Below are 21,941 nucleotides of genomic sequence, written 5' to 3'. Positions count from 1 at the left end.
AATATGACGTAGTGCCCAATATCCCGGCGCTTGTGTTCTAAGTAATTTTCCCATTGCCCTTGGCGGCATTGCACGCTACTAAAATTCTGATGAACCCCGAAGAGCTGATCGCCCATTTCACGCTTGCCCCCCATCCGGAAGGCGGTTTTTACCGCCGCACGTATTGCAGCAGCGGCACTATTCCTCAGGCCGCCCTGCCGTCGGGCTTTGCCGGGCCGCGCCCGTTCGGCACGGCCATCCTCTTCCTGTTGCGCGAAGGCGACTATTCCCGCCTGCATCGCATCCGGCAGGACGAGATCTGGCATTTTTATCTGGGCGGCCCCCTGCGTCTGGCCCTGCTGGGGCCGGACGGCGCGGCGCGGGAAGTCATGCTGGGGCAGAACCCTTTGGACGGCCAGCACCTCCAGTACGCCGTGCCCGCCGGTTTCTGGTTCGGGGCCACGCCCTGCCCCGGTTCCGGCTTTTCCCTGGCGGGCTGTACCGTGTCGCCGGGCTTTGACTTCGCGGACCTGAAGCTGGGCCGCAGAAAAGAACTGCTGACGGCATTTCCCGCAGCCGCGGCCTGCATCCGCGAATTCTGCCCGGCAAAAGACAGCGAAACGGACCGATGACGCGCTATCCCATTCCCGCCGCCGGGCCGGACCGGCCCCACCGCACGGAGCTGCTTATCCGCCGCAGCCGTTTTCTGACCCAATGCGCCCACACGCCGGGTCCGGAGGCGGCACGGGCCTTTGTGGAATCCATCCGCCGCGCCAATGCCGACGCCACTCATAACTGCTGGGCCTACGCGGCGGGCGCGCCGGGGCAGACCGCCCGGATCGGCTCTTCCGACGACGGCGAGCCCCACGGCACGGCCGGGCGGCCCATGCTGCAGGTGCTGCTGCACTGCGGCATCGGAGAAATCTGCGTGGTGGTGACGCGCTGGTTCGGCGGCGTCAAGCTGGGCACCGGCGGCCTGGTGCGGGCCTATCAGGATTCAGTGCGCGAAAATCTCAGCACACTGGCGCTGGCCGAACAGGTGCCCCTGGCCCATCTGGATCTCACGCTGGAATACGCCCATCTGGACGGGTTGCGCCGCCTGCTGCCGACGTTTGAGGCCCGGATTACGGATGAGGACTATCAGGCCACCGCCGGTCTGGGGGTGAGCCTGCCGGAGGAGCACCTGGCGGCTTTCCTCAAAGCCGTGGCCGGAATGAGCAACGGCGCGGCCGTCTGCCGGGTCAGAGAAGACGGCTGAAGCCTATTCACGGGGAAACGCTGATGAGCAAAGCCCCTTACTCAGCGCTTCCCTGAATCCGCACCGCCACCCCCGGCACCAGACGCACCTGGCCGTCCACCACCACCCGGTCGCCCTCGGCCAGTTCGCCTTCCACAACGCTGGCGCCCTGATGCTCGAAAAGAACCTTGACCTTGCGGTAGACGGCGCGACTGTCCTTATCCACCAGATAGACGTAGGATTCCTCGCGGCCGGACTGCACCGCGCGGCTGGGCACGGTCAGGGCTTTGGGGGCCATGCCCAGGGGCAATTCCACTTCCACGAACTGACCAGGCCAGAGGCGGCGGTCCTCATTTTCAAAGCTGCCGCGCAAACGAATGGTGCCGGTGCGCGTGTCCACGCTGTTGTCCACCAGGGTCAACAGGCCGTTTTCCACTGTCCCGCCCGCAGGGGTGGCCGTGATGGACACGCTCCCCCGGCGCATGCGCTCCAGAATCACCGGCAGATGGACCTCGGGCACGGAAAAATTCACATAAATGGGCGAAAGGGTGTCGATGGTCACAATGGGCGTGTCGTCCGTGGTTTTGATCATATTGCCCTTGTCCACATTGAGCGCGCCGACCCGGCCGCTGATGGGCGCGGTCACCGTGCAATAGGAAAGATCCAGGGCCGCGCTTTCCACAGCCGCCTTGTCCGACTGCACCGTGGCCTTGAGGGCCGCCGCCTCGGTAGCGGTCTGCTCATAGGCCTCGCGGCTCACATAGCCGCCGCCTACCAGCTTGCCGTAGCGGCGCATGTCGTCATTGGCTTTGCTCAGCTGGGCCTGGGATTTTGCCAGCAGACCGCGCTTTTCACGCAGGGCGGCCTCAAAGGGGCGCGGGTCGATGCTGATCAGGGGCTCCCCTGCCCGCACGTCCTGGCCTTCCTTGAAATGGACTTCCTGGATTTCGCCCGTGACCCGTGGCTTGACGCCCACGGTGGCCGAGGCTTTGACATTGCCCACCACGTGCAAGAGGCGCGGCACGTCGGCGCGCGCCACGCTCTGCACATGCACGGGAGCGGGCGGCGGGCCGCCGGTCTTGCCGTCGTCGCCGGAACAAGCGCTCAGAAGGGCCGCCAGCAACGGCGGCAGGATCAAACACCAGCGCGAAAAATGCTTCATGATCGTCCCCGAAACAGGTGCGCGGAAGCGCGCGTCAGCATCGGCCGCGCGCCGGTCCGGTCATTTGTTGAAAGTGAATCATGACCCGCGCTTCGTCAAGAGTATGGTTAAGGAGCTGCCCGGCGGGCACCTTAGGCTTAATCCTCATTAAAACGCCGCCCGCGAAAAGCTGAATTTTTTCGGGCAGCAAGGCGCAAAGAAGAAATTGGGCGAAGCTGTATTGAACATACCGTGTGTTCAATTTCTTTTTTGCAACGCCGCTGTACGGAAAAAGGCGGCTTCGCAGCAGGCGCTTTCAATGAGGGCTGAGCCTAAGGACCGCTATGGGCATAGTGCCCCACGCCGGGGCCGCAGCGCCCGCAAACATTGACTTTGCGCGTTTTCACGGCATAATGACGCCGCTTCGGGGCGCATGCCCTCATTGTTTCCCGCCGGGCGGCGGCATCCAAGGAGAACACGTTGGCCAAAAACCGCGCATTGCAACAGTGGCGGGTGGAAGATTCCATCGAACTTTACGGCATCCGCAACTGGGGCGCCGGCTATTTCAATGTTTCGGACGCGGGCGAAGTGGTCGTCTGCCCGCAGGGCCCCAAGGGCCCCCAGATTCCCCTGCCGGAAATCATCGCCGGTCTGCATGAGCGCGGCTATGACATGCCCGTGCTGCTGCGGGTGGAAAATATTCTGGATTCGCGCATTACCAGTATCCACGAATCATTCCGCAAAGCCATCAAAACCCTGAATTATACCGGCGAGTACCGGGGGGTGTTCCCCATCAAGGTCAACCAGCAGCAGCAGGTGGTGGAAAAAATCGCCCAGTTCGGGGCGCACTACCATCACGGGCTGGAAGTGGGTTCCAAGGCCGAACTCATCGCCGCCGTCTCCCTGATGCGCGACACCGAGGCCTGCATCGTCTGCAACGGCTACAAGGACGCGGAATTCATCGACCTGGGCCTCCAGGCCCTGCGCCTGGGCTTCAATGTCTTTTTCGTGCTGGAAATGCCCGGAGAGCTGGACGTGCTGCTGGAGCGCGCCAAGGTGCTGGGCGTGCGCCCCAACATCGGGGTGCGGGCCAAACTGGCGGTCAAGGCGGGCGGCCACTGGACGGATTCCGGCGGGGAGCGCTCCACCTTCGGCCTGTCCCCGGCCCAGATCGTGGACGTGGTGGACACCCTCAAAGCCCACGACATGCTGGACTGCTTCCGTTTGCTGCACTACCACCTGGGCTCGCAGGTTTCCAACATCCGGGACATCCGCACCGGGGTCATGGAAGGCGCGCGCCTGTACGTGGGCCTGGTGCAGGAAGGCGCGCCCATGGGCTACCTGGACCTGGGCGGCGGCCTGGCCGTGGACTACGACGGCTCGCACACCAATTACATTTCCTCGCGCAACTACAATCTGGACGAATACTGCGCAGACGTGGTGGAAGCCATCATGAGCATCCTGGACGAGCAGCAGGTGCCGCATCCGCACATCATCACCGAGTCGGGCCGGGCCACGGTGGCCTATTATTCCGTGCTGCTCTTCAATATTCTGGACGTGAGCGTGGTGGAGGAAGTGCAGCTGCCCGACGAGCTGCCCGAGGACACGCCGGAGCCGGTGCGCAATCTGCGCGAGGTTCTGTCCGGCATTTCCCTGCGCAATCTTCAGGAATGCTACAACGACGCCATTTATTACCGCGATGAAATGCGCCAGCTCTTTTCCACGGGCCGGGTCAATCTGCGCCAGCGCACCCTGGCCGAGCGCTTCTTCTGGGCCATCATCATGCGCATCGCCCAGGAAAAAACCCGGCTCAAGAACGTGCCCCGCGATCTGGCGGACATCGACGTGAGCCTGGCGGACATCTATTACGGCAACTTCAGCGTGTTCCAGTCCCTGCCCGACTCTTGGGCCATTGACCAGCTCTTTCCCATCATGCCCATACACCGGCTCAAGGAATTCCCCTCGCGCCAAGGCATTATTTCGGACATCACCTGCGATTCCGACGGCCGCATTGACCACTTCATCGACCCGCAGGGCATGAAATCCACCCTGGACCTGCATCCCCTGCGCGACGGCGAGGAATATTACCTGGGCGTCTTTCTGGTGGGGGCCTACCAGGAAACCTTGGGCGATCTGCACAATCTGATGGGCGACACCAATGTGGTCTCCATCCGGGCCTCGGAGGACGGCAGCTATGAATACGTGCGCGAAATCCGCGGCGATTCCGTGGCCGACATCCTGAGCTACGTGGAATATGACCCGCGCCGCATCCTGGAGGATCTGCGCAGTACCGCCGAGCAGGCCGTACGCCAGGGCCGCATCTCGCCCAGCGAGCGCTTCGCCGTCATGCAGGCTTTTGAGGACGGACTGCGCGGCTATACCTATTTTGAGAGGTAGGCCTTCCGACAGCGCCTGATTTGACTAAACACAAGGAAGACCCGCTGCCGGCGGGGCTTCCTTGTGTTTAGGGCAAGGAGCGCTCCACGGCTCCGGAAAAGTGCCGCTGTTCCAGTTCGTCAATGACGGACAACCAGCGCTTGGGAATAAAAAACGGCACGCAGGCCATGCCCAGCGACGCGGCCCGGTGCCGGAAAAAAGCCGCCCCGAGCAGCGTCTTGGGGACGGGCCCCGCGCCGTTCAACTCCTGAAAATTAAGGGAAAACTGCACGGAGGTGACGTCCAGCGCCCGGCAAAGGGCGAAAAAGCGTTCCAGTTCCGCGACGGCGTTGTTCTTTTCAAAAATGATGTACTTGAGATGGATGAGTCCGGCCTCGCGGGCCGCCGCCCGGTAGCGTTCAATATTGGCGGTCACCCGTGTGAAACCGTCCACCCCCTTGACCGCCCGGTAGACTTCCGGCGAGGCGCTGTCCAGGCTGACGTTGACGCCGCCCTTGCCCTCCCGCAGCAGAGCGGCAATGGCCGGGGAAAAACGCAAGGCGTTGGTATGCACGTATTGCGGCCAGCCGTTATGCAGAATCCATTGGCTGGCTTCCTCAAAATCCGGCAGGATGCCCGGTTCGCCGCCGCCCCAGCTGAAAAAGCAATCCCGACGCAAGACTTTCTGCTCTTCAAGGTTCCGGAGCACAGGCAGAATGGCGTAACCCGCGCCGTGCCCTCGCCACAAATCGCAGTACACACATCGGCAATTGCACAAATGCCTGTGCATATTGATGCTGACCGACCTGAACAGCAGCCGCACGGCTGAATCCTGCGGCGCGTTAATCTCGATACATTCCGGACAGCCCCGGCACACTGCTCCCCCTTTCTGCAATTGCTCCACGACATTCTGGATATGCCTGGCGTAGGCGGCCATATCCAGCCTGCCGCCCGTAAAAGGAAAGCGCGGCACGGCAATGGCGTGCACATTGCAGCAGGGCTGCACCGCATCCGGCTCAAAATTAATGTCATTGCAGAGATTCAGACAGAATTTCATGGCGCACCCACTCCTCGGGCTGCCGGGCCGAAAACCTTTGGCCGCCCGGCGCGGGCCTGTCCCATGCTCACAACAGATGGCAGCGCGCCCGCCAGCCGGGGGCAAGTTCCTTCCAGGCCGGGGGCTCGCGGCGGCAGATACCCACGGCTTTGGGACAACGCGGGTGAAAGCGGCAGCCCGCGGGCGGATTGAGCGGGCTGGGCAGCTCGCCTTCAAGAATCCGGGGCAGGCGGCTTTCTCCGTCGCCGGTGGGCATGGCGGCCAGCAGGGCCTGGCTGTAGGGATGGGCCGCGCCCGCGAACAGGCGTTCGCGCGGGGCCTCCTCCACCACCTGGCCCAGATACATGACCAGAATGCGCGGGCAGATGAAGCCCACCACCGCCAGATCGTGCGAAATGAAAAGATAGGACGGGCTGAAACGCTCCTGCACATCGCGCAGCAGATTGAGCACCTGCGCCTGCACCGAAGCGTCCAGGGCCGAAACCGGCTCGTCGCAGATGACCACGTCCGGCCTGGTGATCAGGGCACGGGCCACGGCGATGCGCTGGCGCTGGCCGCCGGAAAATTCATGCGGATAACGCCCGCCCATGCCTTCCAGGCCCACGGTGGCGAGCATTTCATCCGCCAGACGGCGGCGCTCGGCGCGGGGCATATCACGGGCCGCCAGAGGCTCGGCCACGGAGGCGCGCACGGAAAGGCGCGGGTTGAGCGAGGAAAAGGGGTCCTGAAAAACCATCTGAATCCGCCCGGCGGCCCAGCTGGCAGCACCCGCTGTGGGCAACTCCCTGCCCTCCAGCAGCACCCGCCCTTCCGAGGGCGTGAGCAGGCCGCAGGCCAGGCGGCCCAGTGTGGATTTGCCGCAGCCGGATTCGCCCACCAATCCGAGGCTTTCACCTCGGCGCAGGCCGAGACTCACCCCATCCACGGCGGTAAGCTGTTGCGGTTCCCCGAACCAGCCGCGCCGCACCAGAAAACGGCGGCTCACGTCCTCCAGGGCGAGCAGCGGGGCTGCGGAAGTCGTGCTCTCCGCCATTTACGCCGTCCTCTCCTCAACGCCCGCCGAGCTGAAGGTCGCCATATCATTATAGACGGCCGCCGCGCCGCGCAGCAGATGGTAGGCCAGGGCCCCGCCCGTGCCCTCGCCCAGGCGCATGTTCAGGTGCAGCAGGGGTTCGCCGGACATTTCCTCGGACGTCCCCCCGGACATCCCGCTATCCAGGCGGGCCAGCGCCGGGCCGTGGCCCGGTTCGGCCGAGGCGTGGGACAGCACGGCATATCCCGCCAGGTCCGGACAGATCGCCAGGGCCGCAACATAGGCCGCGCTGCAGATAAAGCCGTCCACCAACACGGGCAGGCGCTGCGCGGCCGCGCCCAGCATGATGCCGCTCATGACAGCGATTTCAAAGCCGCCCACGGCGGCCAGAATAGTTACCGGATCGGCGGAGGCCAGGGCGGCGGCGTTAACGCGCAGGGCCTCGCGCACAATGCCCGCCTTGTGCCGGACCATGGCCGGATCGGAACCCGCGCCGGGGCCGGTGATATCTTCGGGCTCTAGGCCCAGCAAGGCGCAGTACAGGGCCGTGCCCGCCGTGGAATTGGCGATGCCCATCTCGCCCGTGCCCAGGCAGCGGTAGCCCTCATGGGCCGCACCGGCGGCCAGCTCCAGACCCAGCCGCAAGCCCTGCAGGCAGGTTTCACGGCTCATGGCCGGGCCCCGGCTCATATCCGCGGTGCCGTCGCCCAGGCGGCGGTCCAGAAGCATGGGGTGCGGCGCAAACGGGCCGCCCACGCAACCGGCGTCCACCACCCGCAGATCCAGTCCCCCGCAACGGCAAAGCACGTTGACCGCCGCCCCGCCGTTGCAGAAATTCATGACCATCTGCCTGGTCACGGCCTGGGGAAAGGGCGAAACCCCCCGGGCGGCCACGCCGTGGTCTCCGGCCACGGTCAGCATCAGGGCCGGGCTGACCGAAAGGGGCAGCCGCCCCCCGCTCATGGCGTACAGGCGGGCGGCCAGTTCTTCCAGCCGTCCCAGGCTGCCGCGCGGCTTGGTCAGATTGTCCAGATGGGCCTGGGCCGCGTCCAGATCTTCCCGGCGCACGGCCTCAATGCGCAGTCCGGGGAAAAGCGCTTCCAGATCCGCCGAAGTAAAACTGATTTTCTTGTCCATCGGCGGTTTGTAGCCTGTCCGGAACGGCGGCGCAAGGGCCGTTGCCCACCGCTTCCTTTACAAGTCGGCCACGATGATTACCTAGTAAATGACTCGGTAATTCCGGATTTCCGGACAGGCCGTTCAAACTGCCGCCCTGCGTCATACGGGCGGCGAGACTTTACGAGGTGAATCATGTACAATATATATCGCAACGCCCGCCGGGCCGCCCTTTTCTTTTTGTTCTGCCTGCTGACCGCCCTTGTGGGCCTGCCCATCAGGGGCGCTCTGGCCACGGCCGCGCACGAAAGCGCCGGGTTCGCCACGGTTCAGGCCGAACAGCGCGCGGATGCGGCCATGCCGCGGTCCGTGGCGGCAGTGCTTCCCGCCGCGCCGGGGCAGAACATACCGCGCGGTGAAACGTATTGCGGAAGGTAATCATGCCGAACTGTGCAGTTCAGAGCGTCCGTAGGTTTCTCCCTTTCCTCTTCGTCTGCCTGCTGGCCGGGCTTCCCGGACAGGTCGTCCGGGGAGCCCAGGCTGCGCCAGCGCCGGCCAGCCCCCGCCTCACCCCCGTGGTCCACGCCGTGCAGGCCGTGGCCCCGGCGGTGGTCAACATCACCAGCACCCATATTATCGAGGGGCACCGCGTCTCCCCGCTGGAGCGCTTTTTCGGGCCCGGCTTCGGCCCCGGCTTTCCGGATTCCAACGGCTTCGGCGCGCAGCCCCGGAAGCGGAAACGCGTCAGCCTGGGTTCCGGCGTCATTGTGGACGGCCGCAAGGGCTTGGTGCTGACCAACGCCCACGTCATTGCCGGCGGCGACGAAGTCATGGTTCACCTGCTGGACGGACGCGAATTCCCCGCTACGGTCAAGGGCGCGGAACCGGATTTCGACATCGCGGTGCTGGAAATCAAGGGCGCGCATGATCTGCCCGCCGTGCGCCTGGGCGACTCCACCGACATCATGCCCGGCGAGACGGTCATTGCCATCGGCAATCCCTTCGGCTTCAACCATACGGTGACCACGGGCGTGGTTTCCGCCCTGGGCCGGACTATCCGCAACGACGGCGGCGTGTTCACGGACCTGATCCAGACCGACGCGGCCATTAATCCCGGCAACAGCGGCGGCCCGCTGTTGAACATCGAGGGCAGCCTCATCGGCATCAACACCGCAGTGGACGCCCGCGCCGAGGGCATCGGCTTTGCCATTCCCATCAACAAGGCCCGCCGGGTCATGGCCGATCTCATGGGCCAGGGCCGCGTGGCCCCGCTCTGGCTGGGGCTCATGGCCGAGGACCTGGACAGCCGCATGGCCATGGCCCTGGGGCTCAAGGAAGCGCGCGGCGTGCTGGTGGGCGCGGTGTTTGAAGGCACGCCCGCGGCCAAGGCGGGCATCGAACCCGGCGACATTATTGAAAGCATCAATGCCTCGCCCGTGCGCGACCGGCGGGATTACATCAATGTGCTGCGCAACCAGACCGGCGGCGAAAGCCTGCGCCTCAGCCTGCGCCGGGGCGAAAAAGTGCTCGCTCTGGACGTGACGCCCGTGCCCTTTGAGGACGACACGGCCCGGAAACTCATGGAACGGCGCTGGGGCCTTGCCGTACGGGAAGGCAAACAGGGTCTGGTCATCCAGAGCGTGCGCCCGGACGGCCCGGCCGCCTTTCTGCGCAAGGGCGATCTGATTACCGGGGTCGGCGGCATGCGCGTCAAGAATATGAGCGAACTGCTCCAGGCCTTCCGCAAGGAACGCCTGGCCGGACAAGTGCTTTTACAGGTGGTGCGCGGCGACTGGGGCTATTACGCGCGCCTTGTGCTTTAGGCCCGTCCGCGTGCTCTTGCCAAACGGCGCAACGGCCTTATTTGTATGACGAACCCGCAGTTCAGGCCGGGCCGGGCAAAAAGGCCGAAGGCACTTGACAGGGCGGGGGGCTGACGCTATCCATTTCACAAGCGGTGTTCAGCCGCGGCCTGCATCCGGCAGGACACAAAGTTACTTTGGGAGGAAACAATGGGCTACAATGTGAGTGTTGATAACGACAAATGCGTGGGTTGCGGCGAATGCGTGGACGTTTGCCCCGTGGAAGTCTATGAAATCAAAGACGGCAAGTCCGAACCCGTGAACGCTGAAGAATGCCTCGGCTGTGAATCCTGTGTGGAAGTCTGTGAAGCCAGCGCCATCACTGTCGAAGAAGCCTAGCCGGCAGCGTGATGCCCGCGCGGCATTCCGCGGCTGATCCGTTTACAGAACTCGTATTCTTTCCACAGTGCCGCCGGGCGTGTGCGCGTCTGGCGGCACTGTTGTAATCCGTCCCGTTGCCCGGGCTTTCTCTCTTGCGGAGAAAATGCTCCGGCGGCCCGGCATGGGCAGGCCCGTGCGCAAGCAAGGCGGGCTCGCCTGTGGCGCAGCCGTTCGCGCGCAATGGGGAACGCCGACAGACGGCACATGGTTCCTGATACCGCTCCGGCGGCTGACGCCGCCATGATTGAGCACAACGCCCGCGCAGGGGCGGTTTCGCTGCTGCGCGAACTACGCCAGGTATAATCATGATCCCTGATCTGAGTCCCATATTTTCCCGCTATGAAAGTCTGCGGGCCGAGGCCGACGCCCTGTTCGCGCGGGTGCGCGAGACGCAGCCCGGCTGCGTGACCTGCAAGGAAGGCTGTAGCGACTGCTGTCACGCCGTATTCGATCTTTCGCTGGTGGAGGCCATGTCTCTGAACCGGGCCTTTGAGGCGGCCTTTGCCCACGGGCCCGAGCGTTCGGCCATTCTCACCCGCGCGTCGGAAACCGACCGCCGCCTCACCCGCCTGAAGCGGGAACTCTTCCGCGCCGAAAAGGACGGAGAAAGCCCGGAGGCCCTCATGGCCCGCGCCGCCCAGATCCGGCTGCGTTGCCCGCTGCTGGACGGGGAGGACCGCTGCCTGCTCTACGAGGCCCGGCCCATCACCTGCTGTTTGTACGGCGTACCCACGGCCATCGGCGGACAGGGGCACGTCTGCGGCTTTTCGGCCTTTGAGAAGGGCAAGGCCTACCCCACCGTGCATCTGGACAAAATCCAGGCCCGGCTGGATGAACTCAGCCGGGAGGTGGCCCGGACCGTGGAGTCCCGCTTCTCTGAGCTGCACGAGGTGTACGTGCCTCTTTCCATGGCCCTGATCACCCGCTACGATGAAGCCTATCTGGGCATCGGCAAGGCCAAGCCCGAAGAGTGATTCCGGAATTTTTGCCCGGAACCGGGGCGCGACAAGAATGTCGCGCCCAAGCTGACGAACCAGAAACAGGCCGAGGCGCTCCCCATGTTTGACAGCATCCCCGCCACTGTTTTCCGCGACGGCACACCGCAGGCGCTTACGGACGAGCAGGAAAAACTCAAACGCGAGATTTACGAAAAAATGAATCCGCGCCGCCGCAAGTTTGTGGACCGTATCGGCTATGAAAACTGGGACCCGTTCCAGAAGCCCAACGATCCTCTGGACCTGCGCATGGATGTGAGCAAGCGCACCACCCAGCAGCTGGTCAATGAATTTCTGCGCGAAGCGGCCCGAAAAGGGCCGTACAGCAACGACTACGGCAAGGGAGCCATGGAGTGCGCCTTGGGCGTGGTCAACAAGGACGAAAAATACCAGGGCATTTTCGACTTCTGCCTCTGGTACCATGATCTTTTGAAAAAAGAAGGGCATATCGCATGAAAGAGCGTTACGACGACCTGGATGAATATATCGCGGACCTCAAAAAGGAAATCGAGGCCAACGCGCAATGCGCGACACACTACTACAACCTGGGCCTGGCCCTGCTGAGCAAGCGTGATTTTGTGGCCGCCGAGGAAGCGCTGCTCAATGCGGTGCGCAACTCGCCGCATCTGGCCGAAGCCTATGTGCAACTGGGCGGCATCTGCCTGGAACGCGGCGATCTGGAAGGCTGCCTGCACTATAATGAGGAAGCCGCCAACTGCCGGGCCAAATTCCCCATTCCCTGGAGCAACATCGCCTTCGTGCATCTGCAACGCGGCGAGCCGGACAAGGCCATCGCGGCTCTGCGCAAGGCCCTGAAATGGGACCCCAAGTTCATCCAGGCCAAAAACGCCCTGGCCACGGCCTATTACATGAAGGGCGACTTCAAGGCCAGCGTGGAAGCCTGCCGGGAACTGCTGGCCCAGGAGCCGGGTTTTGCCCCGGCCTGGAACAATCTGGCCCTGGCTCTCTTTGACCTCAAGGAATACGATCAGGCCGTGGAAGCCGCGGACAAGGCGCGCGAACTGGGCTTCGAGGTGTCGGAGGGCTTTTTGGAGGAGCTGAAGCCCCACAGGAAGTAAGCCGGGAGCGGACGCCTTTTCCCTAACCAGCGGTATATTTTTTGCTTATAAAAACGCGGACGGTCAATTTTTCCACCGTCCGCGTTTTTTCGCGTCCGGGCCCCTGGGCCAGGCTCTAGAGCAGATTGACTTTGAAATTTTACAAATTTCAAAGTTGACATTCTGGCGAAAAACATGGTTTTCGCCAGAATCCACGCCGCTTCGCGGCGCGCCGCACCGTATGCGGCGTTAGAGCAATTTCACTTTGAAATTGCTCTAAAAAGACGGATTTTGCCCTCAGGGGGCAAAAGATATCTTGCGAAGCCGCCCCGCCCGCGACAAGCATAAGGAGCATACGCGCATGGAACTGGAATTCCGCTTTCGCAATAATGATCTGGGGCCGCATTTCCCCACCTTTCAGGAACGGGTCAACGCCATGTTGCCCGCCCGCCCGGCCGAGCCCGAAGGCATAAGCGCCGAGGCCGCCGCCCCGGTTCTGCCCACCCTGGAGGAAAGCGCCCCGCTCACCCCGCATATGCCCAATTCCGAGGAAGTACGGCAGACCCTGGCCCAGGTGGAAGAAGAAGCCGTGCTGCAGAGCCGGGAGCTGATCCAGGCGCACTCCGGCCTTAACGAGCAGCGGGTGGCGCGGCTGTTGGGCCTGCTGGACTAGAACCTGTTGACACTACTGGGATTTTGTTCGCTGGCAAGGAGAACGATCCTTTTTTATGGAAGGAGTGTACTTTTTATGGTACTCGACTGGAATAAAAGGCGAAGTTCGCTTTATCCGTTAGGCGGCTTGGCCGCCCAACGGATAAAGACAGCAGCAATAACAAATCCAGCGGGCAAAAGAACGCAGTGCCAACAGGATCTAGCGCAGAGTACCTTTGAAACTCTGCGCGTTTCAAAGTTGAAATGCCCTCCGGCTTCTACAGCTCCAACTCCAGCCCCACCGGGCAATGGTCCGAGCCGTAGACGTTGTTTTCGATCCAGGCGTCGCTGACGGCCGGGGCCAGCTCTTCGGAAACAAAGAAATAGTCAATGCGCCAGCCGATGTTCTTTTCCCGCGCGCGGGTCTTGTAGGACCACCACGAATACTGGTCCGGCTGGTCGCCGTGCACCTTTCGGAAGGTGTCCACATAGCCCATGGCCGTGAAACGGTCCAGAAAAGCACGTTCCTCCGGCAGAAAGCCGGTATTTTTCACATTCTGCTTGGGCCGGGCCAGATCTATGGCCTGGTGGGCGATGTTGAAATCCCCGCAGACCACAATGGGTTTGCTTTTGCGGCACTCTTCCGCATAGTTCAGAAAGGCCTCGAAGAAACCCATCTTGTAGGGCACGCGCTTGAAGCGTCCCGTGGGCTTGCCGTTTTCATCCAGCTCCTCGGCCCCGCCGTTGGGGAAATAGCCGTTGAAAAAATGGAAGTCGGGAAATTCCAGGTGCAGCAGGCGTCCTTCGCCCTGCCACTGGGGATCGGGCAGTTCCGCGCGCACGGCCAGGGGCGTCATCCGGCTGAAGACCGCCACTCCGGAATAGCCCTTTTTCACATGGCTTGAGGACCAGTGGGCCTCCCAGCCCTCGGGGCTGGCCAGTTCTTCCTTGAGCTGTTCCGGGTGGGCCTTGGTTTCCTGCAGGGCCACGATCTGGGCGTCGGTGCGCGCGAACCACTCCCACTCCGGCTTGGCGGAAAGCGCGCGCAGGCCGTTCACATTCCAGGAGACGAGTTTTATCCGCATATGTCCTCCACGGGCCGCAGCATAGCCAAGGCCGCCGCCGGGGGCAAGCCGCCATGCTCGGGGCCGTTGTGCCGCTGCGCCCCATTGCGCGCAATCCGCTTTTCCGGTACACAAAAAGTGCTGCCGGACAGGCCCGCAGAGGACCTGCCGGGCGGATATTTTTTAGAGCGGCTCACGTAGTAAATGCTCCAGGGAAGCGCTGAGTAATGAAGATTTTTCTCTGCCAAACACGGAGAACTTCGGGTGGAGGGCGTATATTCAAACCCGCCCTTCGCATGGAGTGAGCCTGACGCAGGCAGAGAGCAAAAAGACCATTGATCAGTACTTTCATAGGAGCCGGACGGCTCTGCCCGCCTGTGTCCGATCCACTTTTTAAGGAGTCCCTGCAGTATGGAAGTTCTGCCAATCCGCCGCGCCATTCTGAGCGTTACGGACAAGAGCGGCCTTGTGGATTTCGCCACCTTTCTCAGCTCCCGCGACGTGGAGCTGATTTCCACCGGCGGCACCCAAAAAGTGCTGGAGGCGGCGGGCCTGCCCGTCACCGCCGTCAGCACGGTGACCGGCTTTCCGGAAATTCTGGGCGGGCGCGTCAAAACCCTGCACCCCAAAATCCACGCGGGCATCCTGGCCAACAAGGATGACCCCTTCCACATGCAGACCCTGGCTGAAAAGGGCATCCGGCCTTTTGACCTGGTCTGCGTCAATCTCTACGACTTCGCCGGTGCGGTGGAGCGCCACCTCTCCCTGGAAGAAGCCGTGGAGGAAATCGACATCGGCGGCCCCTGCATGCTGCGCGCGGCGGCCAAAAATTTCCACAGCGTCCTGGTGCTGCCCTCGCCCCAGTGGTACGGCGCGGCCATGGACGAGCTGCGCCAGCACGATATGAATGTGAGCCTCAACTTCCGGCAGGTCATGGCCTCACGGGCCTTTGAGGCCACTTCGCGCTACGATGCGCTGATTACCTCCTATCTGCGGCCCTAGACCGGATACCTGTGAAACGCTTTGCGTTTCACAGGGTTATTCAGCCGAAGACCGCAGCCATCGCCGTTCGTATGTCTCCGTTGTCGCCAACGGAAACAGCCCTCCGGGCTGCCTTTGGTCGCTTCGGCTGGATCCACGCTGCTTCGCGGCGGGCGGCCCGACCTGCTCGCCGCCTGGCATTCCAACTTTCAAAGCCGAAATACTCTCACTGCACGCCGCAGAAAGGAGACGCGCCATTCCCAAGCCAGAAGGCAATGTGCAGGGGCTCAAGCCGAGCCAGCTCAATGCCCTGAACCGCCTTTTCAACCGCCGGTTTCCGGCGGAGGATGTCTACACCATTGAGCAGGCCCGCGAGCTGGCTCTTCTGTCGCGCGCTCTGGGGCGGCAGGTGGGTCTGCTTATCGACCGCAAGGGCCGGGTGCAAATGGTTCTGGTGGGCGAGGCGGGCAGCATCCTCATTCCCGAACTGCCGCGCGGCCGCACCGGCCAGGAGCGGTTACGCGGCCTGCGCCTGTTGCACACCCACCTCTCCCCGGACGGCATCAGCCAGGAAGACCTCATGGACATGCTCTTCCTGCGACTGGACGCGGTCATCGCCCTCAGCGTGAATCCCACAGGCGATCCCGTGCAGTGGCAGGCCGCGCACCTGCTGCCTTCCGGCGCTACGGGCAAGCCCTACCACCTGGACGCCCCACAGCCCTGGGACCGCACGGCCGCGCAGTTCACGGCCACGGCCGAAGCCCTGGAAGAAGAGCTGGCCCGGCGCGGCGAGGATGCGCGGGAAGCGGCGGACGCGCCGCGCGCCCTGCTCGTTTCCGTGGCGGCCCAGCCCCGGATTCTGCAGGAGCGCAACCTGGACGAACTGGCCGAGCTGGCCCGCACCGCCGGTCTCACCGTAGCCGGGCGCATGGCCCAGCGCGTGGCCCAGGTCAATCCCCGTCTGATTCTGGGCAAGGGCAAGGTGGCGGAACTGGAAGTGCTGGCCCTGCAAGGCCGCGCGGGCATGCTGGTTTTTGACGGCGAACTTTCGCCCGCCCAGTTGCACAACCTGGCCGACATCACCGAGCGCAAGGTTATTGACCGTACCCAGCTTATTCTGGATATTTTCGCCCAGCACGCCGTGACCAGGGCGGGCAAACTCCAGGTGGAGCTGGCGCAGCTGCGCTACACCCAACCGCGCCTGGTGGGCAAAAACCGGGCCATGGACCGGCTCATGGGCGGTATCGGCGGACGCGGCCCCGGCGAAACCAAGCTGGAGACGGACCGGCGCAAAAGCCGCGAGCGCATGGCCCGCATCCGCAAGGAACTGGACCAGTTGCGGCGGCAGCGCGCCTTTACCCGCGCCCGGCGCTCGCGACAGGGCATCCCCCTGGCCGCCCTGGTGGGCTATACCAACGCGGGCAAGTCCACGCTGCTGAACCGGCTGACCCGCTCGGACGTGCTGGCGGAAAACAAGCTCTTCGCCACCCTGGACCCCACCACGCGGCGGCTGCGCTTTCCGGCGGAACGGGAAATCATTCTGGCCGACACCGTGGGCTTTATCCGCAATCTGCCCAAGGAACTCATGGACGCCTTCCGCGCCACCCTGGAAGAGCTGGAGGCCGCCGATCTGCTGGTGCATGTGGCCGACGCCTCCCACCCGGACCTGCTGCAACAGATTTCGGCGGTGGAGACCATTCTGGCCGAAATGGAGCTGGACCGCGTGCCGCGCCTGCTGGTGCTCAACAAATGGGACCAGCTTGCGGCTCCGGCCCGGGCCGAGTTGGCCGACGCCTTTCCCCTGGCCCTGCCTGTTTCGGCCAAAAGCGGCGACGGCCTCAACTATCTGCTGGAGCAGCTGGAAACAGACCTGCTGACCCGGAACAGGCCGCCGGTCATTCCGGATATGCCCTTCTCGCTGAACTAGGGCCTGTTAACACTATTTCAGAGCTATAACAATCAACGCAAAGACGACAAAGGCCAGGAACATGACATCGAGCTTATCGAAGCGAGTAAAAACACGGCGGAAGCCTTTGAGCCTCCTGAAAAGCCGTTCTACCTCATTACGTCTTTTGTATAGCTCTTTGTCATACTCCCACGGTTTCAGTCGGTTGGGATTGGGCGGCACCACCGGAGTGAAGCCCAACTCACGTCCCAAGCGAGTCGTTTCATTACCCTCATATGCGCCATCCATAAGCAAGCTGCACGGCGCTGGCATCGGCCCCAACTGGACAAGCAGCCTGCGCCCCTCGGGGGCATCGCCGGCGTTGCCGGGAGTGAGGCTGAAATTCAACGCGCATTCAGCATTCGCGGCAACCATATGAAGCTTGGTCGTCCAGCCGCCTCTGGACTTTCCGATGGACTGCGGACCTGTTTTTTAAGGCCCCTGTTCCATCGGGATGAACCTTAACAATAGTACTGTCGAGAGAAACTGCTTCTATTTTAAGGCGGAGTATCTGCTCTTGTTGAAGGCGTTCAAATATACGGTCAAGAACTCCGTTCTTGCTCCAGCGGTTCATGCGCGTGTAGATGCTGTGCCAACAGCCAAAATTTTTCGGCAGTCCACGCCATTTACACCCATGCTCCGCAACGTACAGAATCGCATTCAACACCTGGAGATTGTCAAAACGGACATTACCTCTTTGGCGCGGGAAGCAGTCAGCGATTCTCTCATATTGTTCGCGAGTAATTTGCATAAGACATTCTTACGGAATACTCGCTCTTTGTCAAATAGTGTTAACAGGCCCTAGAGCAGATTCCCTCTGAAACGCCACACGTTTCAATGGATTCATTCCGGCAAAAAACGCGGTTATCGCTGCTGTCGATCCCCGTATGGCTCCGTTGTCGCCAACGGGGACAGCCCTTCGGGCTGCCTTCGGCCGCTTCGCCGGAATCCACGCCGTCTCGCGGCGAGCCTCTGCGTGTTCGGCTCACAGCTTTTCAAGTGTGAAATGCTGTAGAGTTCGCAAATGGACGCGCAAAAAAACGGGGAAAAGAGTCTCCCCTTCTCCCCGCTTCCCTAGAATATTTCGCGGTGCGGATTTCCACGGAAAATCCGCACAGGGCGTTGAGATATTTTCAATATCAAAAGGCTCTAAAGCAGATTAACTTTCAAATGCTCTAACATTCAGCGAGCCGGAATTAAATATTCATCGCGCCGCCGTCCGCAGGCTTGTCCGCACCGCCGCCTGGATTGGCGTTCTTGTCTCCCTTATTTCCCGCATCCGGTCTGGCCGCGGGCGCGCCGCTCACCGGCGGCGCGGAAACGTCCGTCGCGTAGGCTTTGGCCGTGCTTTCCAGAATGGCCTGGCCCACCACCAGCCAACGGTCGCCCTTCTTGCGCAGGGCCAGCCAGCTGGTCATTTTGGCGGGCGTGGTCACCTTGGCCACCGCCGCCGTATCGCTCAATTCGGTCACCTGCGCCTGTTTCAGGGATTCAGGCACCCAGGGGCAGTCCGGAGTCTGGGCCTCGCGGCACTGGGCCATCATTTCGCCTGTGCTCACGCCACGGGTGTACTGGCTCTGCAAACGATTTTCCATATTCAGCACGCTGCCCAGCAGATCGTCCATGCCGCCCAGGCCCAGCATGCGGCCCAAGGAGTCCAGCGAGCTCAAAGCCTGGTCCTCGCGGGTCAGGTTTTTGATCTGGTTGGCCGCGAAGGTTTTCAGATCCAGCTGGGCCAGAAAGGCCGCACTGTCGTTTTTATTCAGGGCTTCCGCCAGCGAGTTCAGAGCCTTCTGCGGGCCGGAGGCAAAACAGGCCGTGAGCAGGGCCGCAAGCAACGCCGCCACCAGAAGAAAAGGGGACGGCCGACGTAGTATATTCATAACAACCTCGTTTACGCGCCGAAACGCGATAGTATCGTTCTAGAGCAGATTAACTTTGAGAATTGACATTCTCAAAGTTGACGCTGCCTTCAGCCTATCGTTGCTGTCGTCATCCGTAGCGCTGCTGTCTTGATCCGTAAGACGGCTTCGCCGTCAAACGGCTCAAGCAACCCGCTAGCGGCAACGGCTGACGCGCGGCAGAAATGCGGTCCCGCCTTGGCTTGCGCCAAGCGTTACGACGCAGGAAGCTACGCTTGACGACAGCAGTGAGTTACACAATAGTCAGTCAATGATACCGCTGTCGCTATCCGTAAAGCTCGCAAGCCCGCCAACGGCAGCGCCAAGCGCGGACGTCCGCTTTCGCAGCCGCCGGAGCAAAGTAACTTTGAAAAGTTACTTTGCTCTAACAAAAATACTATAGCGCGCTGGCCGGAATAATGCAAAGCCCCGCCCCGGCCGGGCCGACGGCGGGGCTTTTTTTCCGCGCGGGCTTCTGCTACAGGTAGCCGAGTCCCGCGGGCTGCATACCCGTCGGCGACCCAGGAGGCCTTTATATGAAAGTGATCATCATGTGCGGCGGCAAAGGCACGCGCCTGCGCGAGGAAACCTCGGTCAAACCCAAGCCCATGGTGGAAATCGGCGGGCGGCCCGTGCTCTGGCACATCATGTCCATTTACGCCCGTTTCGGCTTCAAGGATTTCGTCCTGCCGCTGGGCTACAAGGGCGAAGTCATCAAGCAGTATTTTCACGATTACAACATCCGCAACACGGATTTCACCGTGGAACTCAAAAGCGGCACTATCATCTCCCACCCCGGCCATGTCGAGGACTGGCGGGTGACCCTCTGCGACACCGGCCAGGAAACCCTCAAGGGCGGCCGCATCAAACGCGTTGCCAAGTATATCGACAGCGACCGCTTCATGGTCACCTACGGCGACGGCGTGGCGGATATCGACCTGCACAAGCTGTTGGAGTTCCACAAGCAGTCCGGCACCATCGGCACATTCACCGGTGTGCGCATGCCCTCGCGTTTCGGCGCGGTACGCACGGACGCGGCGGGCAAGATTCTCTCCTGGGAGGAAAAGCCCGTGCTCAACGAACATATCAACTGCGGCTTTTTCGTGTTCGAACGCCGTTTCCTGGACTACTTGAGCGAGGACGAAAACTGCGACCTGGAAAAAGAACCCCTGCAACAACTGGCCGCCGAAGGGCAGCTTTCCATGTATCCGCATCCCGGCCAGTGGCAGTGCATGGACACCCTGCGCGATTCCATCAAGCTCAATGAACTCTGGGACAGCGGCCGGGCCTTTTGGGTGTAGCAGTCCGTTTTTTTGCCCTCCGGCGGCGTCAAACTTCGCTTCGGCCTCCAGTCATGTACCATAAGAGTACACTCTTGTCGGCTTCAGCTCGTTTTCCGTCGGAGAACAAAACTCCCGACCTGCCGTAGAGCACGCGCCGGGCTGCTTGTCCGCCTTACCGGCGCGCAAAAATTACCGCGCCGCAATGAATAAAAAGACAATCCAGCTTTCTCCCACGAGTAAGGAATAGTTATGTTTGCCAATGCCTATCAAGGACGTCGGGTCTTCGTTACCGGGCACACGGGTTTCAAGGGCTCCTGGCTGGCCGCCTGGCTCACGCGGCTGGGCGCGACCGTGGCCGGTTTTTCCGACGGCATCCCCACCGAGCCCTCACATTTCACGGCCATACATCTGGGCGCGCACCTGGAAGATCTGCGCGGCGACATCCGCGACCGGCAGGGCATGGTCGACGCCGTGCGGCGTTTCAAGCCCGAGGTGGTCTTCCACCTGGCGGCCCAGGCCCTGGTGCGCAAATCATATGAGGACCCCACAGGCACCTTTGAGGCCAATATGCTCGGCACCATGAACGTGCTGGAAGCCGTGCGGGCCTGCCCTTCGGTGCGGGCCGTGGTCATGATCACCTCGGACAAGTGCTACCGCAACGACGAATGGGTCTGGGGCTACCGTGAAACCGACCATCTGGGCGGTGCCGATCCCTACTCCGCTTCCAAGGGCTGCGCGGAAATCATCGCCCATTCCTATTTTCAGAGCTTTTTCAAGGAAGGTCCGGCCTGCGCCACGGTGCGCGCGGGCAATGTGATCGGCGGCGGGGACTGGGCCCTGGACCGCATTGTGCCCGACTGCGCGCGGGCCTGGGCCGAGGGCCGGGCCGTGCAGATCCGCAGCCCCTGGGCCACGCGGCCCTGGCAGCTCGTGCTGGAGCCGCTTTCCGGCTATCTCTGGCTGGGCGCGCGCCTGCTCGACAACGGGAACGCGCCCTTTGACCCGCGCGGCCAGGCCTACAACTTCGGCCCGGCGGCGGACGTCAACAATACCGTGGCCGAGGTGGTGGAAGCCTTGGCCCGGCACTGGCCCGGCTTTGAAAGCCAAATGGACGCGGCGGGCCAGGCGGGCATGAAGGAATGCACCCTGCTCAAGCTCTGCTGCGACAAGGCCTTGGCCCACCTGGGCTGGAAGGCCACTCTCAGCTTTGACGAAACCATCCGTTATACCGCCGAATGGTATCACCGTTTCTACCGGGGCCGGGACGGCGCAACCCCACCCGACATGTTGGACTTCAGCCTGGGCCAGATCGCGGCCTACGTCAACGCGGCCGAACAGCGCGGCCAGGTCTGGGTGCGCTGATGGGCGCGCATACCGCCGACGGACCCGTTGCACAGGAGGTGGGCATCGCGGGCGCACTGTTCCAGCCCCTGAAAATGATTCCCACGCCCGGGGGGCCGGTGTTGCACATGCTGCGCCCCGATTCGCCCCTGTTGCCCGATTTCGCGGCGGGTTTCGGCGAAATCTATTTCTCGGAAGTGCTCCCCGGCGCCGTCAAAGCCTGGAAACGCCACAGCCGCCAGACCCAGCTGTTTGCCGTGCCCCACGGCCTGCTCAGAATCGTGCTTTATGACGACCGCCCCGGCTCTTCCACCCAAGGCGTACTTTGCGAGCTGGCCTTGGGCAGACCGGAACACTACGGCTTGCTGCGCATTCCGACAGGCGTCTGGTACGGATTCGCGGCCATGGGCGGGGAAGCGGCCCTGATCTGCAACTGCGCGGACATTCCCCACGATCCCACCGAAGGGGAACGCCGCCCGGCGGACGATCCGGCCATTCCCTATAGCTGGAAGGGCGCGGTTCAGGCCGGAGGACGCTGAG

Annotated in this window: 22 protein-coding genes; 15 read left to right on the top strand and 7 right to left on the bottom strand. The window is 62.6% G+C overall.

All coding sequences use genetic code 11. From position 1 onward, the window contains the following. The first annotated feature begins 89 nt into the window (after positions 1-89). Together HMPREF0326_RS15325 and HMPREF0326_RS15320 are read left to right on the top strand one after the other, a co-directional pair. Positions 90-611, top strand: a complete 522-nt coding sequence (locus HMPREF0326_RS15325) for a cupin domain-containing protein (RefSeq protein ID WP_020990728.1) — start codon at positions 90-92, stop codon at positions 609-611. Continuing rightward, on the top strand, positions 608-1,237 hold the full coding sequence (locus HMPREF0326_RS15320; RefSeq protein ID WP_008686087.1) for a YigZ family protein: 630 nt from the start codon (positions 608-610) through the stop codon (positions 1,235-1,237). Before HMPREF0326_RS15325 ends, HMPREF0326_RS15320 begins: the two co-directional genes overlap by 4 nt. Before the next feature lie 37 nt (positions 1,238-1,274). Here the strand turns inward: HMPREF0326_RS15320 and HMPREF0326_RS15315 are convergent, their stop codons facing one another. Next, the gene (locus HMPREF0326_RS15315; RefSeq protein ID WP_008686088.1) at positions 1,275-2,378 is read right to left on the bottom strand and encodes an efflux RND transporter periplasmic adaptor subunit; all 1,104 of its coding nucleotides are present in this window, start codon (positions 2,376-2,378) and stop codon (positions 1,275-1,277) included. Between the two features lie 459 nt (positions 2,379-2,837). On the opposite strand from HMPREF0326_RS15315, the gene speA reads away from it, so the two are divergent. Then, positions 2,838-4,754: a biosynthetic arginine decarboxylase gene (speA, locus tag HMPREF0326_RS15310; RefSeq protein ID WP_008686090.1), complete on the top strand. Its 1,917-nt coding sequence runs from the start codon at positions 2,838-2,840 to the stop codon at positions 4,752-4,754. A 67-nt stretch (positions 4,755-4,821) separates the two neighbouring features. Here speA and HMPREF0326_RS15305 read toward each other — a convergent pair whose 3' ends face one another. The 3 genes from HMPREF0326_RS15305 to cobT form a co-directional block, all read right to left on the bottom strand. Further along, positions 4,822-5,790, bottom strand: coding sequence for a radical SAM protein (locus HMPREF0326_RS15305; RefSeq protein WP_008686091.1), 969 nt, complete (start codon positions 5,788-5,790; stop codon positions 4,822-4,824). 67 nt (positions 5,791-5,857) lie between these two features. After that, entirely contained in the window at positions 5,858-6,823 is a 966-nt protein-coding gene (locus HMPREF0326_RS15300) for an ABC transporter ATP-binding protein (protein WP_008686092.1), read from the bottom strand. Next, a complete protein-coding gene (gene cobT, locus HMPREF0326_RS15295) occupies positions 6,824-7,960 on the bottom strand; it encodes a nicotinate-nucleotide--dimethylbenzimidazole phosphoribosyltransferase (protein WP_008686093.1) in 1,137 nt (378 codons plus the stop codon). A gap of 174 nt (positions 7,961-8,134) precedes the next feature. Here cobT and HMPREF0326_RS15290 point away from each other — a divergent pair, with 174 nt between their 5' ends. The 7 genes from HMPREF0326_RS15290 (at position 8,135) to HMPREF0326_RS15260 (ending at position 12,908) form a co-directional block, all read left to right on the top strand. Continuing rightward, a complete protein-coding gene (locus HMPREF0326_RS15290; protein WP_008686094.1) occupies positions 8,135-8,377 on the top strand; it encodes a hypothetical protein in 243 nt (80 codons plus the stop codon). A gap of 2 nt (positions 8,378-8,379) precedes the next feature. Then, positions 8,380-9,762, top strand: a complete 1,383-nt coding sequence (locus HMPREF0326_RS15285) for a trypsin-like peptidase domain-containing protein (RefSeq protein WP_020990727.1) — start codon at positions 8,380-8,382, stop codon at positions 9,760-9,762. Between the two features lie 189 nt (positions 9,763-9,951). After that, positions 9,952-10,140, top strand: a complete 189-nt coding sequence (locus HMPREF0326_RS15280; protein WP_008686096.1) for a ferredoxin — start codon at positions 9,952-9,954, stop codon at positions 10,138-10,140. A gap of 347 nt (positions 10,141-10,487) precedes the next feature. Next, a complete protein-coding gene (locus HMPREF0326_RS15275; RefSeq protein WP_008686098.1) occupies positions 10,488-11,156 on the top strand; it encodes a YkgJ family cysteine cluster protein in 669 nt (222 codons plus the stop codon). 84 nt (positions 11,157-11,240) lie between these two features. Continuing rightward, the gene (locus tag HMPREF0326_RS15270; RefSeq protein WP_008686099.1) at positions 11,241-11,633 is read left to right on the top strand and encodes a hypothetical protein; all 393 of its coding nucleotides are present in this window, start codon (positions 11,241-11,243) and stop codon (positions 11,631-11,633) included. Next, entirely contained in the window at positions 11,630-12,256 is a 627-nt protein-coding gene (locus HMPREF0326_RS15265) for a tetratricopeptide repeat protein (protein WP_008686100.1), read from the top strand. The genes HMPREF0326_RS15270 and HMPREF0326_RS15265 overlap by 4 nt, the downstream gene beginning before the upstream one ends. Before the next feature lie 340 nt (positions 12,257-12,596). Then, positions 12,597-12,908 (top strand): hypothetical protein, encoded by a 312-nt coding sequence (locus HMPREF0326_RS15260; RefSeq protein WP_008686102.1) that lies wholly within the window; start codon positions 12,597-12,599, stop codon positions 12,906-12,908. 256 nt (positions 12,909-13,164) lie between these two features. On the opposite strand, the gene HMPREF0326_RS15255 is transcribed toward HMPREF0326_RS15260, so the two are convergent. Then, positions 13,165-13,971 carry an exodeoxyribonuclease III gene (locus HMPREF0326_RS15255; RefSeq protein ID WP_008686103.1) on the bottom strand — a complete coding sequence of 269 codons (807 nt, stop codon included), beginning with the start codon at positions 13,969-13,971 and terminating at the stop codon, positions 13,165-13,167. A 390-nt stretch (positions 13,972-14,361) separates the two neighbouring features. On the opposite strand from HMPREF0326_RS15255, the gene HMPREF0326_RS15250 reads away from it, so the two are divergent. Further along, entirely contained in the window at positions 14,362-14,952 is a 591-nt protein-coding gene (locus HMPREF0326_RS15250) for an IMP cyclohydrolase (protein ID WP_008686106.1), read from the top strand. A gap of 256 nt (positions 14,953-15,208) precedes the next feature. Continuing rightward, entirely contained in the window at positions 15,209-16,858 is a 1,650-nt protein-coding gene (hflX, locus tag HMPREF0326_RS15245; protein ID WP_020990726.1) for a GTPase HflX, read from the top strand. A 12-nt stretch (positions 16,859-16,870) separates the two neighbouring features. Here hflX and HMPREF0326_RS17115 read toward each other — a convergent pair. Then, positions 16,871-17,627 (bottom strand): IS5 family transposase gene (locus HMPREF0326_RS17115; RefSeq protein WP_020990573.1). Its coding sequence is split into 2 segments (ribosomal slippage): positions 16,871-17,309 and positions 17,308-17,627, totalling 759 coding nucleotides; the frame shifts between segments, so codons are not numbered across the junction. A gap of 445 nt (positions 17,628-18,072) precedes the next feature. Next, positions 18,073-18,759: a hypothetical protein gene (locus HMPREF0326_RS15235; RefSeq protein WP_008686112.1), complete on the bottom strand. Its 687-nt coding sequence runs from the start codon at positions 18,757-18,759 to the stop codon at positions 18,073-18,075. A gap of 554 nt (positions 18,760-19,313) precedes the next feature. Here HMPREF0326_RS15235 and rfbF point away from each other — a divergent pair. The 3 genes from rfbF (at position 19,314) to HMPREF0326_RS15220 (ending at position 21,940) form a co-directional block, all read left to right on the top strand. After that, positions 19,314-20,078: a glucose-1-phosphate cytidylyltransferase gene (rfbF, locus tag HMPREF0326_RS15230; protein ID WP_008686113.1), complete on the top strand. Its 765-nt coding sequence runs from the start codon at positions 19,314-19,316 to the stop codon at positions 20,076-20,078. A gap of 231 nt (positions 20,079-20,309) precedes the next feature. Further along, a complete protein-coding gene (rfbG, locus tag HMPREF0326_RS15225) occupies positions 20,310-21,422 on the top strand; it encodes a CDP-glucose 4,6-dehydratase (RefSeq protein WP_008686114.1) in 1,113 nt (370 codons plus the stop codon). Then, positions 21,422-21,940, top strand: coding sequence for a dTDP-4-dehydrorhamnose 3,5-epimerase family protein (locus HMPREF0326_RS15220; protein ID WP_020990725.1), 519 nt, complete (start codon positions 21,422-21,424; stop codon positions 21,938-21,940). Before rfbG ends, HMPREF0326_RS15220 begins: the two co-directional genes overlap by 1 nt. Position 21,941 lies beyond the last annotated feature (1 nt).

This window comes from Desulfovibrio sp. 3_1_syn3 (genome assembly GCF_000145315.2).
GTDB classification, from domain to species: domain Bacteria; phylum Desulfobacterota; class Desulfovibrionia; order Desulfovibrionales; family Desulfovibrionaceae; genus Desulfovibrio; species Desulfovibrio fairfieldensis.
The sequence above is the reverse complement of the archived record's forward strand: the minus strand, read 5'-3'. Positions and strand labels throughout refer to the sequence as shown.